20 protein-coding genes are annotated in these 13,915 nt (G+C 58.2%); 1 reads left to right on the top strand and 19 read right to left on the bottom strand.

Annotated features, from left to right (window positions below; genetic code table 11):
• Positions 1-24: 24 nt before the first annotated feature.
• Entirely contained in the window at positions 25-1,641 is a 1,617-nt protein-coding gene (locus ACOOHD_RS10070; RefSeq protein WP_420457748.1) for a sodium:solute symporter family protein, read from the top strand.
• A 638-nt stretch (positions 1,642-2,279) separates the two neighbouring features.
• Here the strand turns inward: ACOOHD_RS10070 and ACOOHD_RS10075 are convergent.
• The 19 genes from ACOOHD_RS10075 to rplV form a co-directional block, all read right to left on the bottom strand.
• Positions 2,280-2,504, bottom strand: a complete 225-nt coding sequence (locus ACOOHD_RS10075; protein ID WP_420457749.1) for a response regulator — start codon at positions 2,502-2,504, stop codon at positions 2,280-2,282.
• Positions 2,505-2,531: 27 nt separating this feature from the next.
• The gene (locus ACOOHD_RS10080; protein WP_420457750.1) at positions 2,532-3,743 is read right to left on the bottom strand and encodes an NAD(P)/FAD-dependent oxidoreductase; all 1,212 of its coding nucleotides are present in this window, start codon (positions 3,741-3,743) and stop codon (positions 2,532-2,534) included.
• Complete coding sequence (locus ACOOHD_RS10085; RefSeq protein WP_420457751.1) at positions 3,740-5,122, bottom strand: MATE family efflux transporter; 1,383 nt, start codon at positions 5,120-5,122, stop codon at positions 3,740-3,742. Before ACOOHD_RS10085 ends, ACOOHD_RS10080 begins: the two co-directional genes overlap by 4 nt.
• A gap of 77 nt (positions 5,123-5,199) precedes the next feature.
• Positions 5,200-6,570, bottom strand: a complete 1,371-nt coding sequence (gene secY / locus ACOOHD_RS10090) for a preprotein translocase subunit SecY (protein ID WP_420457752.1) — start codon at positions 6,568-6,570, stop codon at positions 5,200-5,202.
• A gap of 12 nt (positions 6,571-6,582) precedes the next feature.
• The gene (gene rplO / locus ACOOHD_RS10095; RefSeq protein WP_420457753.1) at positions 6,583-7,029 is read right to left on the bottom strand and encodes a 50S ribosomal protein L15; all 447 of its coding nucleotides are present in this window, start codon (positions 7,027-7,029) and stop codon (positions 6,583-6,585) included.
• Positions 7,030-7,195: 166 nt separating this feature from the next.
• On the bottom strand, positions 7,196-7,369 hold the full coding sequence (gene rpmD / locus ACOOHD_RS10100) for a 50S ribosomal protein L30 (protein ID WP_420457754.1): 174 nt from the start codon (positions 7,367-7,369) through the stop codon (positions 7,196-7,198).
• 37 nt (positions 7,370-7,406) lie between these two features.
• Positions 7,407-7,976, bottom strand: coding sequence for a 30S ribosomal protein S5 (gene rpsE, locus ACOOHD_RS10105; protein WP_420457755.1), 570 nt, complete (start codon positions 7,974-7,976; stop codon positions 7,407-7,409).
• A gap of 11 nt (positions 7,977-7,987) precedes the next feature.
• Positions 7,988-8,341, bottom strand: coding sequence for a 50S ribosomal protein L18 (gene rplR, locus ACOOHD_RS10110; RefSeq protein WP_420457756.1), 354 nt, complete (start codon positions 8,339-8,341; stop codon positions 7,988-7,990).
• Between the two features lie 6 nt (positions 8,342-8,347).
• Positions 8,348-8,905: a 50S ribosomal protein L6 gene (gene rplF, locus ACOOHD_RS10115; protein ID WP_420457757.1), complete on the bottom strand. Its 558-nt coding sequence runs from the start codon at positions 8,903-8,905 to the stop codon at positions 8,348-8,350.
• A gap of 53 nt (positions 8,906-8,958) precedes the next feature.
• A complete protein-coding gene (gene rpsH, locus ACOOHD_RS10120; RefSeq protein WP_420457758.1) occupies positions 8,959-9,369 on the bottom strand; it encodes a 30S ribosomal protein S8 in 411 nt (136 codons plus the stop codon).
• 65 nt (positions 9,370-9,434) lie between these two features.
• Positions 9,435-9,704 (bottom strand): 30S ribosomal protein S14, encoded by a 270-nt coding sequence (gene rpsN, locus ACOOHD_RS10125; RefSeq protein ID WP_420457759.1) that lies wholly within the window; start codon positions 9,702-9,704, stop codon positions 9,435-9,437.
• Entirely contained in the window at positions 9,704-10,270 is a 567-nt protein-coding gene (gene rplE / locus ACOOHD_RS10130) for a 50S ribosomal protein L5 (protein WP_420457760.1), read from the bottom strand. Before rplE ends, rpsN begins: the two co-directional genes overlap by 1 nt.
• Positions 10,270-10,641 carry a 50S ribosomal protein L24 gene (gene rplX / locus ACOOHD_RS10135; protein ID WP_420457761.1) on the bottom strand — a complete coding sequence of 124 codons (372 nt, stop codon included), beginning with the start codon at positions 10,639-10,641 and terminating at the stop codon, positions 10,270-10,272. Before rplX ends, rplE begins: the two co-directional genes overlap by 1 nt.
• A 12-nt stretch (positions 10,642-10,653) precedes the next feature.
• Positions 10,654-11,022 carry a 50S ribosomal protein L14 gene (gene rplN / locus ACOOHD_RS10140; RefSeq protein ID WP_420457762.1) on the bottom strand — a complete coding sequence of 123 codons (369 nt, stop codon included), beginning with the start codon at positions 11,020-11,022 and terminating at the stop codon, positions 10,654-10,656.
• Between the two features lie 33 nt (positions 11,023-11,055).
• On the bottom strand, positions 11,056-11,685 hold the full coding sequence (rpsQ, locus tag ACOOHD_RS10145) for a 30S ribosomal protein S17 (protein ID WP_420457763.1): 630 nt from the start codon (positions 11,683-11,685) through the stop codon (positions 11,056-11,058).
• 4 nt (positions 11,686-11,689) lie between these two features.
• Positions 11,690-11,950 carry a 50S ribosomal protein L29 gene (rpmC, locus tag ACOOHD_RS10150; RefSeq protein WP_420457764.1) on the bottom strand — a complete coding sequence of 87 codons (261 nt, stop codon included), beginning with the start codon at positions 11,948-11,950 and terminating at the stop codon, positions 11,690-11,692.
• 60 nt (positions 11,951-12,010) lie between these two features.
• Positions 12,011-12,430 carry a 50S ribosomal protein L16 gene (gene rplP, locus ACOOHD_RS10155; RefSeq protein WP_420457765.1) on the bottom strand — a complete coding sequence of 140 codons (420 nt, stop codon included), beginning with the start codon at positions 12,428-12,430 and terminating at the stop codon, positions 12,011-12,013.
• Positions 12,431-12,697: 267 nt separating this feature from the next.
• On the bottom strand, positions 12,698-13,462 hold the full coding sequence (gene rpsC / locus ACOOHD_RS10160) for a 30S ribosomal protein S3 (protein ID WP_420457766.1): 765 nt from the start codon (positions 13,460-13,462) through the stop codon (positions 12,698-12,700).
• A gap of 6 nt (positions 13,463-13,468) precedes the next feature.
• Positions 13,469-13,888 carry a 50S ribosomal protein L22 gene (rplV, locus tag ACOOHD_RS10165; RefSeq protein ID WP_420457767.1) on the bottom strand — a complete coding sequence of 140 codons (420 nt, stop codon included), beginning with the start codon at positions 13,886-13,888 and terminating at the stop codon, positions 13,469-13,471.
• Between the last annotated feature and the right edge of the window lie 27 nt (positions 13,889-13,915).

The following is a 13,915-nucleotide window of genomic DNA, read 5'->3' on the forward strand; positions in this document are numbered from 1 at the left end:
GCTTGGCGTGTACTTTGTCGCCCCATGGCTCACGACGACGCAGGCTCCCCGGGTACGCTCCGCCCCCTTCTCTTTCTGGGGCTACTACTCGGTAGTGCGGCCGGCTACCTATATTTTTTTACCAACGAGGAGGTGCACTGGCCGGCCTTCGGCAGCATGGCCATCTTTTACGCCTTAGTATACTATATCGGCGCGCGGGCAGCCGGCAAGCGGCGCGCGGAGGACAACGACGCCGACGGCATGATGCTCGCCGGCCGTAACCTGCCCCTTTTCGTGGCGATCTGTACCATGAGCGCTACCTGGGTGGGTGGGGGCTTCATCAACGGCACGGCGGAGTACACGGCCACCCAGGGGCTGGTGTGGGTACAGGCGCCGTGGGGCTACGCCCTTTCCCTGGTCGTGGGTGGACTGTTCTTTGCCCGCACGATGCGACGCCGACGCTACCGCACGATGCTCGATCCACTAACGGAGCGCTACGGCACCCGCCTGACCGCCGTGTTGTTCCTGCCGGCCCTGACCGGGGAGCTGTTCTGGACGGCCGCGATCCTGACCGCCCTGGGGGTTACCTTCGGGACGGTACTGGGGATTGATTTGGAAACGGCCATCTTGCTTTCGGCGGCCATTGCGGTAGCCTACACCGCCCTGGGGGGGCTCTGGGCGGTGGCGATGACGGATGTGGTGCAGCTCTTGATCCTGCTGTTCGGTCTTGCCCTGATCGTGCCCTTTGCCCTATCGTTTACCGGCGGCTTGGAGGCTACGTACGCGGCCTATACGGCGAAGTTTGGGGCGGCGGCCCGCCTCTTCCCCTCGCGGGAGGCGCTCGGCGAGAGCTACTGGACCTGGTGGGACTACGCCCTGCTGCTCGTCTTCGGGGGTATCCCCTGGCAGGTGTACTTCCAACGGGTGCTGGCGGCGCGCGACGAGGGCACGGCCGTGCGGCTCAGCCTTATTGCCGGCGTGGTGTGCCTGCTAGCTGCCGTAGCGCCGGTGCTGATCGGTATGGTATCGGCTACGGTCGATTGGTCGGCCCTCACGGTAGGCCCGCCGCCGGATGCCAGTGCCACCCTCCCATGGGTAGTACGCTACCTGACTAATCCGGTAGTAGCGGTGATCGGACTGGGCGCGGTGGCGGCGGCCGTGATGTCGAGCGTAGACAGCAGCGTGCTGAGTGCCAGTAGCATGGGGGTGTGGAACGTGTACCGCCCACTGGTCGATCCGGGGCTACCGGACGGCAAACTGGCCAGATTCATCCAGCGTACGATCTGGATCGTGGGCACGGCCGCTACGCTCATTGCTTTTCGGGTAAAGAGCGTATACGCCCTGTGGTTCCTCTGCTCGGACTTCGTGTACTGCCTGCTGTTTCCGGCCCTAGTCTGTGCGTTGTTCGACCGGCGGGCGAATGGCTACGGGGCGCTAGCCGGCTTTCTGCTCGCTGCCTTTCTACGCTTCGGGGGGGGTGATGAGACGCTGGGGCTGCCGGCCTACCTGCCCTACCCGGCAGATTTTCCCTTTCGTACGCTGGCAATGCTCAGCGGTTTGGCTACAATCCTGGGGGTTTCGCGACTGGCACCGTACCCGGGGCGGCGGGGCAAAAAACCCGGACGAGCGAAAGCCTGTCCGGGTCGAAATGAAAACGTGTAAGTCACAGTGTCAAAATCAATACTCGTGTTACGGTAATCCAGTGCGTGTGAAAATAGGTGTTCCCAACGTATGAAAAGCGGCTCCCCACGTTCCGGAAGCCCGAATTAAAACCCTAGCTAAATCCCAGTTATCAATAGTGACCCTGCCCCATCGGGCAGCAGGGCCGCTAGCGTAGCTCGCGAGCAAAACTACTAGACCCACACCCCAAACTGATAATAAGTCAGAGAAGGGCGCTACAGCAGGCGGTCACTTGTGTGGCCAGAGCAGTCATTTCATATCCTTTTGGTGGCTACGCTATCTTTAGTGCCGAATATTCGACCTGCATGCGGCTACGCTTTCCTCTGCTGTGGATGTTACTGGGGCTAACGAGTTGTCCCCTCCGGTCCCAACACGCCACGGTTGCGGATAGCCTACTCGACCGTGTGCTGTACTTCACCGTTGTGCAGCTTGATAGCGCGCGATATTTCCCGGGAGGCCCTACGGTGGGCAGCGCAGGGGAGTAACTCTTTTTTGCTGGCGGAAGCCAACGAGCTGGTCGGTGACTACTACGCAGAAATGGCGGCTTCGGATTCAGTGGCCCGCTACTTGAGACGGGCCGAGCAACTCTATGCGCGCGACACCAGCCGATTTGCTACCTACTATGCCCTGAGCGCGCGCATTGCCGTCTCCACCCCATCGAGCGGTCCGGCGAGCTGCACGTCCATTAGGATTAAATCAGGGGGAGATTGCCGTGCCCACTGAAGCGCGGCCTCGCCGGTAGCCAGGCTACCTACCACGGTATAACCGAGCTGTTCGAGTCGGTCCTGCAGGTCGGCGGCGATGATGGGCGCGTCCTCCACGATCAGGATACGCGTATGTGGCATGGGCCAAATGTACACTACCCCACCCGCTCACGCCCGCCCGATTAAGTAGCCGCCCGTCCAGGCCGCCTGAAAATTAAAGCCTCCCGTGATCGCATCGATATCCAGTACCTCGCCGGCCAGGTAGAGACTCGGATGCACCCGGGACTGGAAAGTACGAAAGTCGATCTCCCGCAGGTCCACCCCACCGGCCGTCGTAAATTCCTCCTTGTTGGTAGCTTTACCGTCTACGCAGTAGCGGCTGTCCGTTAGGGTGCTCCCCAGGGCCAGCAACTCCCGCTTACTTAACTGCGCCCACTGCGTAGTGGCGTCCACCGCGGCCACGCTCAGCAGATACTGCCATAAGCGTTGCGGTAGGCCAAACTGTGCCAGCGTTCCCAGCTGCTTACGGGCTAGCTCCTGTTTCAGGACCCTGAGCTCCTTGCCTACCTCCTGTGCGCGCCGGGCCACCCAGTTTACTCCAATACCGAAGGCGTACTTTCGGGGGTGAAGCTCCCGTGCCCCCCAGGCGCTCAGCCGCAGTACGGCCGGCCCGCTCAGCCCCTTATGGGTGATCAGTAGCGGCCCTTCCGCCTGCAATTTATCGCCGGCGATGTGCAGTTGCGCCCACGGCAGACTTATCCCGGCTAGCTCCGTCAAGCGCGGCTCGTCAATATTGAAGGCAAACAGTGAGGGCACCGGATCGACGATCGTATGGCCCAGCTCGGCCAGCAGCTTCCAGACCGCCGGATTACTCCCCGTGGTCACCACCAAGCGTTCTGCTTTGTACCCCTGCCCGTCAACGTACACCGTCCAGGATGCAGCGGGCGGGGCCGCAGGTGCAAGCAGTCGGGTCACCCGGGCTCCGGTAAGGACCCGCACTCCCAATCGCTTCGCCTCCCCCCACAGACAGTCGATAATGGTCTGGGAGCTATCCGAAACGGGGAACACCCGACCGTCCTCTTCTACCTTGAGCTCCACCCCGCGGTCCGCGAACCAGGCCATGGTATCCCCGCAGGCGAACTTATGAAACGGGCCAAGTAGCTCCTTACCGCCCCGGGGATAGTACTTGATGAGCTCCCGCGGCTCCCAGCAGGCGTGGGTCACGTTGCAGCGGCCCCCACCACTTATGCGCACCTTCTGCAGGACGGACTTGCCCCGCTCCAGCAGCACGATCTCCTCACCGGGATGAGCCTCGGCTAGCGCAATGGCGGAGAAAAAACCGGCCGCGCCCCCCCCGACGATGATCGTGCGTCGGTTCATATTTCCTTGGTTTTCCAGGCTCCCCGCCGAAACAGGATTAGCGCAAGGATAGCCAGCGTGATCTCCGCCACCACCGTCGCCGAAATTACCCCCTGCACTGCATAGCCTAGTTGGACGGCCAGGTAGTAGCTCAGTGGAATACCCAGTACCCACTGACACAGGAAATTGAGCACCGTAGGGGTAAATGTGTCGCCCGCTCCGTTGAACGCCTGCACCGGGATAAGTCCCAGCCCGAAGAATACGTAGCCCAGCGCGAACACCCGTAGCGCGTCAACGCCGTAACCCACTGCCACGGCGTCGTTCGTAAAGGATTGCACCAGCGGCCCCGCCAGAAGGTAGTAGCCTACGGAGAGGAGGGCCAGATAGACACAGGTGATGCGCAGTGTCCACCACACCCCGGATTCCGCACGTTCGGGCTGCCTGGCCCCCAGGTTTTGCCCCACGAAGGTTGCCGCTGCGTTGGAAAGCCCCCAGGCCGGTAGGAGCGTGAAGAGAATAAGCCGAATGCTAACGGTATAACCCGCCACGGCCGCCGCCCCGAAACTGGCCACGATCCGCGCCAGAAAGATCCAGCAGGCGGAGTTGATGAGGTACTGAAATGCCCCGTTGCCCGCAATCTTGAGTATGCGTACCTGCATTGCCAAATCAATGGCCCAGCGCGTAGTACGTAGCCGGACTACCGAGCGACCGGAGGACAGGATATAGAGTTGGTAGGCCACCCCCGTGCCCCGCCCGATCGTGGTAGCGATGGCGGCTCCCTCCACGCCGAAGCCCGGCACCGGCCCCAGGCCGAATATCAATACCGGATCGAGGACGATATTGATGCCATTGGCAACCCACAGCACCCGCATGGCCGTAGCGGCCTCTCCCGCTCCACGAAACACCCCGTTGAGTAGAAACAGGAGCATGATGATGCCGTTACCGGCGAATAGAATGCGGGTGTAGCCCACCCCCTCGGCAACCACCCCGGGGCCCGCCCCCATCAGGCGCAGCAGATCGGCGGCGTAGAGATAGGCGGGTACGGCAATGAGTAGGCTGACTAGTACGGTGAGGGCAATGGACTGTCCGGCCGCCCGGCTTGCCAGCGCGGGATTCTTCTCGCCGATAAAGCGCGCGATGAGCGCCATGGGAGCTACGCTCAGTCCCACACCAAGGGCATAGATAAGGGTCATCATCACCTCCGTGAGGCCGACCGTAGTGAGTGCCGCCACCCCAATACGGCCCACAAAGAACGCATCGACGAGGGCGAAGATGCTCTCCATAGCCATTTCCAGCATCATGGGGATGGCCAGCAGTACGATGGCGCGGCGCACGCTACCCCGGGTGTAGTCATAAGCATCACCCCGGACGGCGGATCGCACTAGCTGCCAGATCTTCATGGTCGCGGGGGGTGAGCCAAAAAAAGAGCGGATACCCTGGGGGCATCCGCTCGGAAGATAAATTCTGATTTTGAAGGCTAAAAATCGGCACCAATCTGCTGCATCCGGCTGCCGGTTCCCCGACCCTGTAGACGTCCTTCCTTAGAAAGGCCGTCGTACTTGCGCATGAGCAGATAAGTATCTATTTGTTGTAGGGTATCGAGCACCACGCCTACCATGATGATCAGTGAGGTACCACCGAAGAAGATGGCAAACTGCTGGTTGACGCCGAGCCCGGCTACGAACGCGGGCAATATAGCAATCAATCCCAAAAGAATGGACCCCGGCAGGGTAATGCGACTCGTGATGGAGTCGATGTACTCCTCGGTTTCGGTACCGCCACGGATACCGGGGATGAAGGCATTCTGCCGCTTGAGGTACTCGGTGTACTGACTGGGGTTGACCACCAGGGCGGTGTATACGTAGGTAAAAGCTACTACGAGTACGAAGTACACGATGTTATAAACCGGGGAGGTAAAGTCGTTGAACTGTAGGGCCAGCCAGCTGGTCTCGGCATCACCACCGGCAAAGCCGGCAAGGCTAGCGGGCACGAACATCAACGCCTGAGCGAAAATGATCGGCATTACGCCCGAGGCATTGACCTTGAGGGGGATGTAATCGCGGGAGGTAGCTGAAGGCGCAGCGCCCTGACCACGCCCCACCATGCGCTTAGCGAACTGAATGGGGATCTTGCGCACCCCGGTGACGATCATCACCGTAGCCATGGTCACCAAGAAGAAGCCAAGCATCTCCAGAACGAAGATGAGTAGCGCACCGGCCTGCAGGCGGGACTGTAACTCGAAACCGAGAGCAGCCGGTAACCCGACGATGATACCTACCGTAATGAGTAACGATACACCATTGCCGATCCCCCGATCCGTGATCCGCTCACCCAGCCACATGGCGAAGATGGTGCCGGTGGAAAGGATAATGATGCCGCTAATCCAGAAGATCGACTCCGATACGGCCGGGCTTACTCCGCCCTGCGAGCGGATGTAGGTAAGGTAGCCGGCACCCTGTACGAGCGTGATGGCCACGGTAAGGGCTCGGGTGATTTGGGTAAGTTTCTTGCGGCCGCTTTCTCCTTCCGTTTTCTGGAGTTTCTGGAAGTAAGGCACCGCGAATCCGAGTAGCTGCACGATAATACTGGCCGTGATGTAGGGCATGATGCCCAGGGCCATGATGGAGGCGTTGTTGAAGGCCCCACCGGTGAAGAGGTTGATCAGTCCCAGCAGATCGTTGGCATCCCCCTGATTGGCGAGGCTGGCCTTGAGGGCAGCTACGTCGGCTCCGGGGAGCACGATGAAGGATCCGAGACGGTACACGGCCATCAGCGCGAGCGTGAAGAGGATGCGGTTGCGCAGCTCGTCGATCGCCCAGATGTTCTTTATGTTCTCGAAAAACTTCATGGCGGGTACTGTTTAGGCGATGGTCACACTGCCACCGGCTTGCTCGATGGCTACCTTAGCGGAGGCGCTGGCGGCGTGGGCCGTCACGGTAAGTGCGGTAGTGACCGATCCATTCCCTAGCACCTTGACCCGATCATTTTTCTTAATGATGCCGGCATCATACAGGGCGGTGGGGGTAATTTCGGTGAGTCCGTACTTCTCGCTGATCTCCTGGAGCTTCTTGAGGTTCAAAGCTACGTATTCCACGCGATTCGGGCTATTAAAACCGCGTTTTGGCAACCGCATTTGCAGCGGCATCTGACCGCCCTCGAAGTTACGTTTGCTCTTGTAGCCACTGCGCGACTTGGCCCCCTTGTGACCGCGGGTGGAGGTACCACCGCGTCCGGAGCCCTGCCCGCGTGCTACGCGCTTGCGGGATTTGGTGGAGCCGTCGGCTGGTTTTAGGTTATTGAGTTCCATGGTTGGATATTAGATCGCTTCGCGATTAGACGCTTCGCTGGTTAGACGCCTGCCGGCTGGTTAGATGCTGCGTTGTCAGATGCTTCGCTGTTAATCTGTCTAACAGCGTAGCGTCTAACCAGGCGAAGCCGTCTAACTAGCGCAGCGTCTACCTGCCGAAGGCCGTCTACTCTACTGTGACTAAGTGAGATACTTTATTAACCATGCCGCGGATCACCGGAGTATCCTCCCGCTCCACGGTCTGGTGCATTTTTTTGATTCCAAGGGCTTTGATGGTATCCTTTTGGCTTTTGGGCCGGTCGATGACACTCTTAACCTGGGTGATTTTGATGGTAGCCATACTAGCTGATTTGTGCCCGGCGGGCGGGTGAGGAAGGCTAGCCTTCGAAGAGCTTCTCCATGGAGATGCCACGCTGCTTAGCGATGGTCTGCGGGCTGCGCAGCTTCTGCAGGGCGTCGATGGTCGCTTTGATCACGTTGTGGGGATTGGAAGAGCCCTGGGACTTGGCCAGTACATTGTGCACCCCAGCAATGTCGAGGACGGCGCGCATGGCACCACCGGCGATAACACCGGTACCCTCGCTGGCGGGCTTGAGGAGAACCTTGCCGGCCCCGTACTTTCCGAGCTGCTCGTGGGGGATGGTCCCCTTAAACAGCGGCACCTTGATCATACTCTTGCGGGCTACGTCGGTAGCTTTCTGGATGGCCTCGGAGATATCCCGGGCCTTACCCATTCCGTGACCAACTTTCCCCTTGCCGTCGCCAACCACTACGATGGCGGCGAAGGTAAAGGTGCGTCCACCCTTAGTGACTTTGGACACCCGGTTGAGGGAGACCATTTTTTCCTTTAGGTCGGACTCGTGCTGGTCGCCGCGGTTGTTGCGGCCGCGATTGTTGTCGCGCCGGTTCCGGCCACCGCCACCGCTATTGTTTCTGTTATCAGCCATTGGAGCTTGCTTTAGAGGTTGAGGCCACCCTCCCGGGCACCTTCTGCGAGTGACTTCACCCGACCGTGATATAGATAGCCGCCCCGATCAAAGAGCGCCCGTTCGATGCCGGCAGCCTTAGCCCGCTCGGCGATGAGCTTACCGACCTCCTTGGCCTGATCTGCCTTGTTGCCGTCATTGGCCACCGCAGCTTCGTAGCTAGAGGCACTGGCCAGGGTGTGTCCGTTCTCATCATCGATGAGCTGGACGTAGATATACTTGTTGCTACGGAAAACGTTGAGGCGCGGCTTCTGGGCCGTACCCTTGATTTTCTTGCGCACGCGCTGGTGAATACGCTTACGCCGCTTGAGTTTTGTGAGTTGCATGGCGTCTTACTTTTTAGCGGCGGTTTTACCGGCTTTGCGGCGGATGGTTTCTCCCTCGAAGCGGATACCCTTTCCTTTGTAGGGCTCGGGCTTACGCAGGCTGCGGATCTTAGCGGCGACCTGACCGATCAGCTGCTTGTCCATGCTCTTCAGCGTGATGATGGGGTTTTTACCCTTGGCGGTAACCGTTTCTACGGACACCTCCTCGGGGACCATGAAGTAGATGGGGTGGGAGTACCCCAGGGTCAGGATAAGTAGGTTTCCCTTGTTCTCGGCCCGGTAGCCCACACCGATCACCTCCAGGTTATGGGCATAGCCATTAGTAACCCCCTCAATCATATTGGCGATCAACGCGCGGTAAAGCCCGTGGAAGCTCCGGTGCCGCTTGCTGTCCGTAGGTCGGGTGACCTGTACCTCGGAGTCTTTGATCTCGATTCCCATATCGGGATCGACCTGCTGGGTGAGTTGGCCCTTAGGGCCCTTTACTGTCACCAGATTGCTCTTGCTCACGGACACGGTCACCCCCTGGGGTAGATCGACCGGATTTTTGCCTATTCTAGACATAATTATTGGTTTAATCTTACGCCTGGCGAGCTGCCAAGCTGCAGATGAATCGATTAATATACGTAGGCTAGCACCTCACCACCTACCTTTTGTTCGGTGGCCTGCTTACCCGTCATGACTCCCTGACTGGTGGAAACGATGGCAATACCCAGGCCGTTGATGACGCGGGGCATGGCATCGGACTTCGCGTACTGGCGAAGACCGGGTTTTGATACCCGGACGAGTTTGCGGATTACCGGCTGCTTCGTGTCCCTTTCGTACTTAAGCGCGATGGAGATTTCGCCTTGTTTGCCCTTACCCGCCTCATCATCAAACTTGTACTTCAGGATGTAGCCCTGATCGTACAGGATTTCGGTGATACGTTTCTTAGTACGCGAGGCGGGAATGGTTACTACCCGGTGGCCGGCAATCTGTGCGTTGCGGATGCGGGTCAAATAGTCGGCGATTGGATCGGTGACTGCCATGTTATACTGTTGCGTCCCGTGGTTTTCCAGTAGTGGAACTTCCGGGACTGTGAAAATTTTGGTTATTACCAGGAGGCCTTGCGGATACCGGGGATCTTACCGTCTAGGGCCATCTCGCGAAACTTTACCCGACAGAGGCCAAACTTACGCATGTATCCCCTGGGGCGACCGGTCAGTCCACAACGGTTGTGTAAGCGAATGGGATTAGAATTGCGCGGCATGGCATCCAGGGCTTCCCAGTCTCCGGCGGCCTTTAGCGCGGCACGCTTCTCGGCGTACTTGGCGACCATGCGCTCCCGCTTACGTTCGCGGGCAATCAGTGATTTACGAGCCATTAGGCAGTTGTATTATTCTGGTTCTTAAAGGGGAGTCCGAGCTCCCTGAGCAGTGCGAGTGCCTCGGCGTCCGTCTTGGCACTGGTCACGAAGGTGATATCGTAGCCGGTGATATTGGCCACGTCATCTAGGCTGATCTCGGGAAAGATGATCTGCTCCGTAACTCCCATGGTATAGTTACCGCGGCCGTCGAAGCTACGATCACTGATACCCCGGAAGTCACGTACCCGCGGCAGGGCGGTGCTGATAAGGCGGTCAAGAAAGTCGTACATCTTCTCCCGGCGCAACGTCACTTTGGCCCCGATGGCCATACCGTCCCGCAATTTGAAGTTAGAAACCGACTTTTTAGACTTCGTGGTAACGGCCTGCTGACCGGCTACCAGGCTCATCTCCTTGACGGCGTTTTCCACCAACTTACGGTCCTGGGTACCCTTACCGACGCCCTGGTTCATGACGACTTTGAGCAGACGGGGTACCTCCATCGGTGACTTATAGCCGAACTGTTCCAGCAGCTTACTGCGGACTTCCTCGTCGTACTTCTTCTTTAGTCTTGGTGTGTAGCTCATCAGGCTATGATATTATTGTTACGCTTCCCGTAGCGCTGCATCTTACCATTGTCGTCCTGCTTACGGCCGACTCGGGTAGGCATCACCTCCTCACTCACGGAAGGATCCACGAGCATGAGGTTGCTAATATGAATGGGAACGGTTTTGTCTACAATCCCTCCGGCAGCCCCCTCGGTAGGCTTTTGGTGCTTCTTACGCACGTTGACTCCTTCCACCAGGGCGCGGTTCTCGGCGGGGTATACCTCCAGCACTTCACGTGCGACCGTACGGTCTTTGTACGCGCCACTGATCACGACCACCCGATCGCCCTTCTTTATTTTAAGCTTCGGCGTGTGCCGCCGCTGCTTGTCTTTGTATGTCTTGTTGGCCATGGCTGCTTTTAATTAAATTACCTCAGGGGCAAGGGACACAATCTTCATATAGTCACGATCACGCAACTCGCGGGCCACGGGGCCGAAAATACGGGTCCCGCGGGGCTCTAGCGCTGCATTAAGTAGCACTACCGCGTTGTCATCAAAGCGGATGTAAGAGCCATCGGGGCGACGGATCTCTTTCTTAGTGCGCACAACTACGGCCTTACTTACCGAGCCCTTCTTGACGTTTCCCCCGGGGGAGGCCTCCTTGACCGATACGACGATCTGATCGCCAATCGATGCATAGCGCCGCTTCGAGCCGCCGAGTACACGGATACAGAGCACTTCCTTAGCACCGCTGTTGTCCGCTACGCGCAAACGTGATTCCTGTTGGATCATGACTAATTATTTTTACTGCGTTACGAGCAGGGCTTACTTCGCTTTCTCGAGTACGGTGATCAAACGCCAACGCTTGCGCCGGCTGAGGGGACGACACTCCATGATGCGCACCACGTCTCCAATTTGGCATTCGTTGCTCTCATCGTGGGCAATCAGCTTCTTTGACTTCTTTACGAACTTACCGTAAATGGGGTGCTGCAGGCGACGTTCGATGAGCACACTAATGGTTTTATCCATCTTGTTACTCACGACAATACCGTCACGTGTCTTGCGCTCCTTACGCGCCGTACTCTTTTGCGCGGTATCGGCGGCTTCCGAGTACGTCCCAATGACCCGGGGAGCGGCGGCTACTGCGGCAGCGGCGGGCGCGTCCGCGGGTGCAGGCTGGTTGGCAGGAGCGCTTTGTACTTCCTTGCCCTCGGGAGCTTCGTTGGTTTCGGCGGCATCCTCGGAGGCTACTTCGGGCTCGATTTTCTTTTCTGCACCGATAGCCTTACGGGCTGTTTCCACAACCCCCGCGGTGGATTCTACTGCATCCTCTACCACGTGGGTAGCCGAATCAATCGCATCATCAATGGCGTGGGTGATTTTTCCCAGCAGACCTTCCTCAGGCGCATTCTGCTCCTGCTCGTTTTCCGGGCTGTTCTTTTCCTCGTTGCTCATGGTCTTACTTTTTGCGGCGGCGGCGGCGAATATCGTCTCGCTTCTCGAGTGCTTCGGCGGGTAGGGAGGCTAGTTCGCGGCGGCGAATTTCGGTTTTGATGCGGGCGATGTCACGACGAACGGTGCGCAACTGGAGCGGATTTTCGATACCATTCACCGTGTGGTCAAACTTCATCTTCTCGAAACTGCCCGTGGTCTCGTTCAGCTGATCCCGTAGATCGCTGTCGGATATATCCCGGAGTTCTAATGTTTTATTACTCGCCATTGATTTTGGGTATTGTGCGCCTCCAGGTCGTGCCGTAAGTGGATGCGTAGTGAAGTCGTATTAGCCCTGGTAGTCGACGCGGGTGATCGTTTTGGTGAGTACCGGTAGTTTCTGTGCGGCTAGGCGCAGTGCTTCTTCGGCCACCTCACGGGTTACGCCGTCGAGCTCGAATAGGACGCGGCCAGGTTGAATCTGGGCTACCCAATGGTCCAGGGCACCCTTACCCTTGCCCATACGTACCTCGAGGGGCTTACTCGTGATGGGTTTATCGGGGAAAATACGGATCCAAACCTTGCCCTCCCGCTTCATATGGCGGGTCATGGCGATACGCGCCGCTTCAATCTGCCGGTTAGTGATCCGTCCGGAGTCCAGGCTCTTAAGCCCAAAACTTCCGAAGGACACCAGGTTACCCCGCCCAGCCAGTCCAGTATTGCGACCCTTCTGCTGCTTGCGGTATTTCGTTCTTTTCGGCTGTAACATGGGAAAAATTTTAAAAGGGCTCTCTTAGAGCGGGGCAAAGGTACACTTTTCACCCCACATAGAAAAGGAAGCTGCTCGTTTTATTCCAAGCAAAGTAAAGCAAGGTAGTGCGGGAGGTGGGACCCGGACTACCCTGCTGCGGTGGAAAGGGAAGCAGCGCAAGCACTCTGCTTGATGCATCCCGGTCGGTTGTTCTCGCCGGAGGCGGTTAAGTCAGGCGGCCAGGGAGTAGTACCCTCCCCTTCCGACTAAGTAGTGGTTTAATTTCTAGCGTCGTCCACCGCCGCCACCGCCTCTGCGGTTGCCACGATCGTTACGGTCGCTGCGGTCACGCCCGCCGCCCCGGCCGCCCCGGTCATCCCGGTCGCCTTTGGTGACTAGGCCAGCGTTGGGGTTGAGGTCACGCTTACCGAGCACCTCTCCTTTGCACAGCCATACCTTGATGCCGATCCGGCCGTATACCGTGTGGGCTTCCTTGTGCGCGTAATCTATATCTGCCCGGAACGTATGCAGGGGGGTACGTCCCTCCTTATATTCCTCGGTGCGGCTCATGTCCGACCCGTTCAGTCGACCCGAGATACGGATCTTGATGCCTTCGGCACCGGCCCGCATGGTGGAGGCGATGCTAGTCTTGATGGCGCGGCGGTAGTTGATGCGGGCCTCGATTTGGTTGGCGACCGACTCAGCTACAATATTAGCGTCCATCTCTGGCTTACGAATCTCGATGATGTTGATCTGCACGTCCTTATCCGTAAGCCGACGTAGCTCCTCCCGGATCTGATCGATCTCCTTGCCCCCTTTACCGATGATGATACCGGGGCGGGAGGTGTGGATGGTGAGGGTAACGCGCTTTAGCGTACGCTCGATAATGATACGCGCGATGCCTCCTTTGTTGATACGGGTATCGAGGTAGGTACGCAGTTTCTCATCCTCGATGACGTTGGCGGCATAGTCTTTATCGGCGAACCAGTTGCTGTCCCAGCCACGAATGTAACCGAGGCGGTTACCGATTGGATTTGTCTTTTGACCCATGATACGTTATGCTTGGACGGTTTGTGCTTCGGTGGTAGTGGTAGCTACGGTCGGCTCCTCGTTACCCTCCGTGGGTAGGGGCTTGGCGTTGCTCACCTTAATGGTAATATGGCAGCTATGCTTACGGATGCGGTGGGCGCGGCCGTGGGGGGCGGGGCGAAATCGCTTGATCTGAGCTCCTCCATCAGCAAAAATTTCGCTGATCACCAAATTGTACTCGTCCGCGCTTTCTAGTCCGTCGGTTTTGTACTCCCAGTTAGCGATAGCGGAAAGAAGATTTTTCTTGAGCCAGATGGCAGCCTCCTGCTTGCTGTACTCGAGAATACCTAGGGCCTGACCGACTTGCTTACCGCGGATTAGGTCGACAACGAGGCGCATCTTGCGCACCGACATCGGAATGCTATTTAAACTTGCTGTTGCTTCCATGATTGGATTAAATTACGAGGGAACGGG

The sequence above is a fragment of the Neolewinella sp. genome (assembly GCF_965214665.1).
GTDB lineage: Bacteria > Bacteroidota > Bacteroidia > Chitinophagales > Saprospiraceae > Neolewinella.

Excerpts from the sequence above, each read along its gene's own strand:
- ACOOHD_RS10075 (WP_420457749.1), bottom strand. The coding sequence starts at position 2,504 with ATGCCACATACGCGTATCCTGATCGTGGAGGACGCGCCCATCATCGCC.
- rpsN (WP_420457759.1), bottom strand. The coding sequence starts at position 9,704 with ATGGCTCGTAAATCACTGATTGCCCGCGAACGTAAGCGGGAGCGCATG.
- ACOOHD_RS10070 (WP_420457748.1), top strand. The coding sequence starts at position 25 with ATGGCTCACGACGACGCAGGCTCCCCGGGTACGCTCCGCCCCCTTCTC.
- rpmC (WP_420457764.1), bottom strand. The coding sequence starts at position 11,950 with ATGGCGAGTAATAAAACATTAGAACTCCGGGATATATCCGACAGCGAT.
- secY (WP_420457752.1), bottom strand. The coding sequence starts at position 6,570 with ATGAAGTTTTTCGAGAACATAAAGAACATCTGGGCGATCGACGAGCTG.
- rplN (WP_420457762.1), bottom strand. The coding sequence starts at position 11,022 with ATGATCCAACAGGAATCACGTTTGCGCGTAGCGGACAACAGCGGTGCT.
- rplF (WP_420457757.1), bottom strand. The coding sequence starts at position 8,905 with ATGTCTAGAATAGGCAAAAATCCGGTCGATCTACCCCAGGGGGTGACC.
- rpmD (WP_420457754.1), bottom strand. The coding sequence starts at position 7,369 with ATGGCTACCATCAAAATCACCCAGGTTAAGAGTGTCATCGACCGGCCC.
- rpsH (WP_420457758.1), bottom strand. The coding sequence starts at position 9,369 with ATGGCAGTCACCGATCCAATCGCCGACTATTTGACCCGCATCCGCAAC.
- rplV (WP_420457767.1), bottom strand. The coding sequence starts at position 13,888 with ATGGAAGCAACAGCAAGTTTAAATAGCATTCCGATGTCGGTGCGCAAG.
- rplX (WP_420457761.1), bottom strand. The coding sequence starts at position 10,641 with ATGGCCAACAAGACATACAAAGACAAGCAGCGGCGGCACACGCCGAAG.
- rplE (WP_420457760.1), bottom strand. The coding sequence starts at position 10,270 with ATGAGCTACACACCAAGACTAAAGAAGAAGTACGACGAGGAAGTCCGC.
- rplO (WP_420457753.1), bottom strand. The coding sequence starts at position 7,029 with ATGGAACTCAATAACCTAAAACCAGCCGACGGCTCCACCAAATCCCGC.
- rplP (WP_420457765.1), bottom strand. The coding sequence starts at position 12,430 with ATGTTACAGCCGAAAAGAACGAAATACCGCAAGCAGCAGAAGGGTCGC.
- rplR (WP_420457756.1), bottom strand. The coding sequence starts at position 8,341 with ATGCAACTCACAAAACTCAAGCGGCGTAAGCGTATTCACCAGCGCGTG.
- rpsQ (WP_420457763.1), bottom strand. The coding sequence starts at position 11,685 with ATGAGCAACGAGGAAAAGAACAGCCCGGAAAACGAGCAGGAGCAGAAT.
- rpsC (WP_420457766.1), bottom strand. The coding sequence starts at position 13,462 with ATGGGTCAAAAGACAAATCCAATCGGTAACCGCCTCGGTTACATTCGT.
- rpsE (WP_420457755.1), bottom strand. The coding sequence starts at position 7,976 with ATGGCTGATAACAGAAACAATAGCGGTGGCGGTGGCCGGAACCGGCGC.
- ACOOHD_RS10080 (WP_420457750.1), bottom strand. The coding sequence starts at position 3,743 with ATGAACCGACGCACGATCATCGTCGGGGGGGGCGCGGCCGGTTTTTTC.
- ACOOHD_RS10085 (WP_420457751.1), bottom strand. The coding sequence starts at position 5,122 with ATGAAGATCTGGCAGCTAGTGCGATCCGCCGTCCGGGGTGATGCTTAT.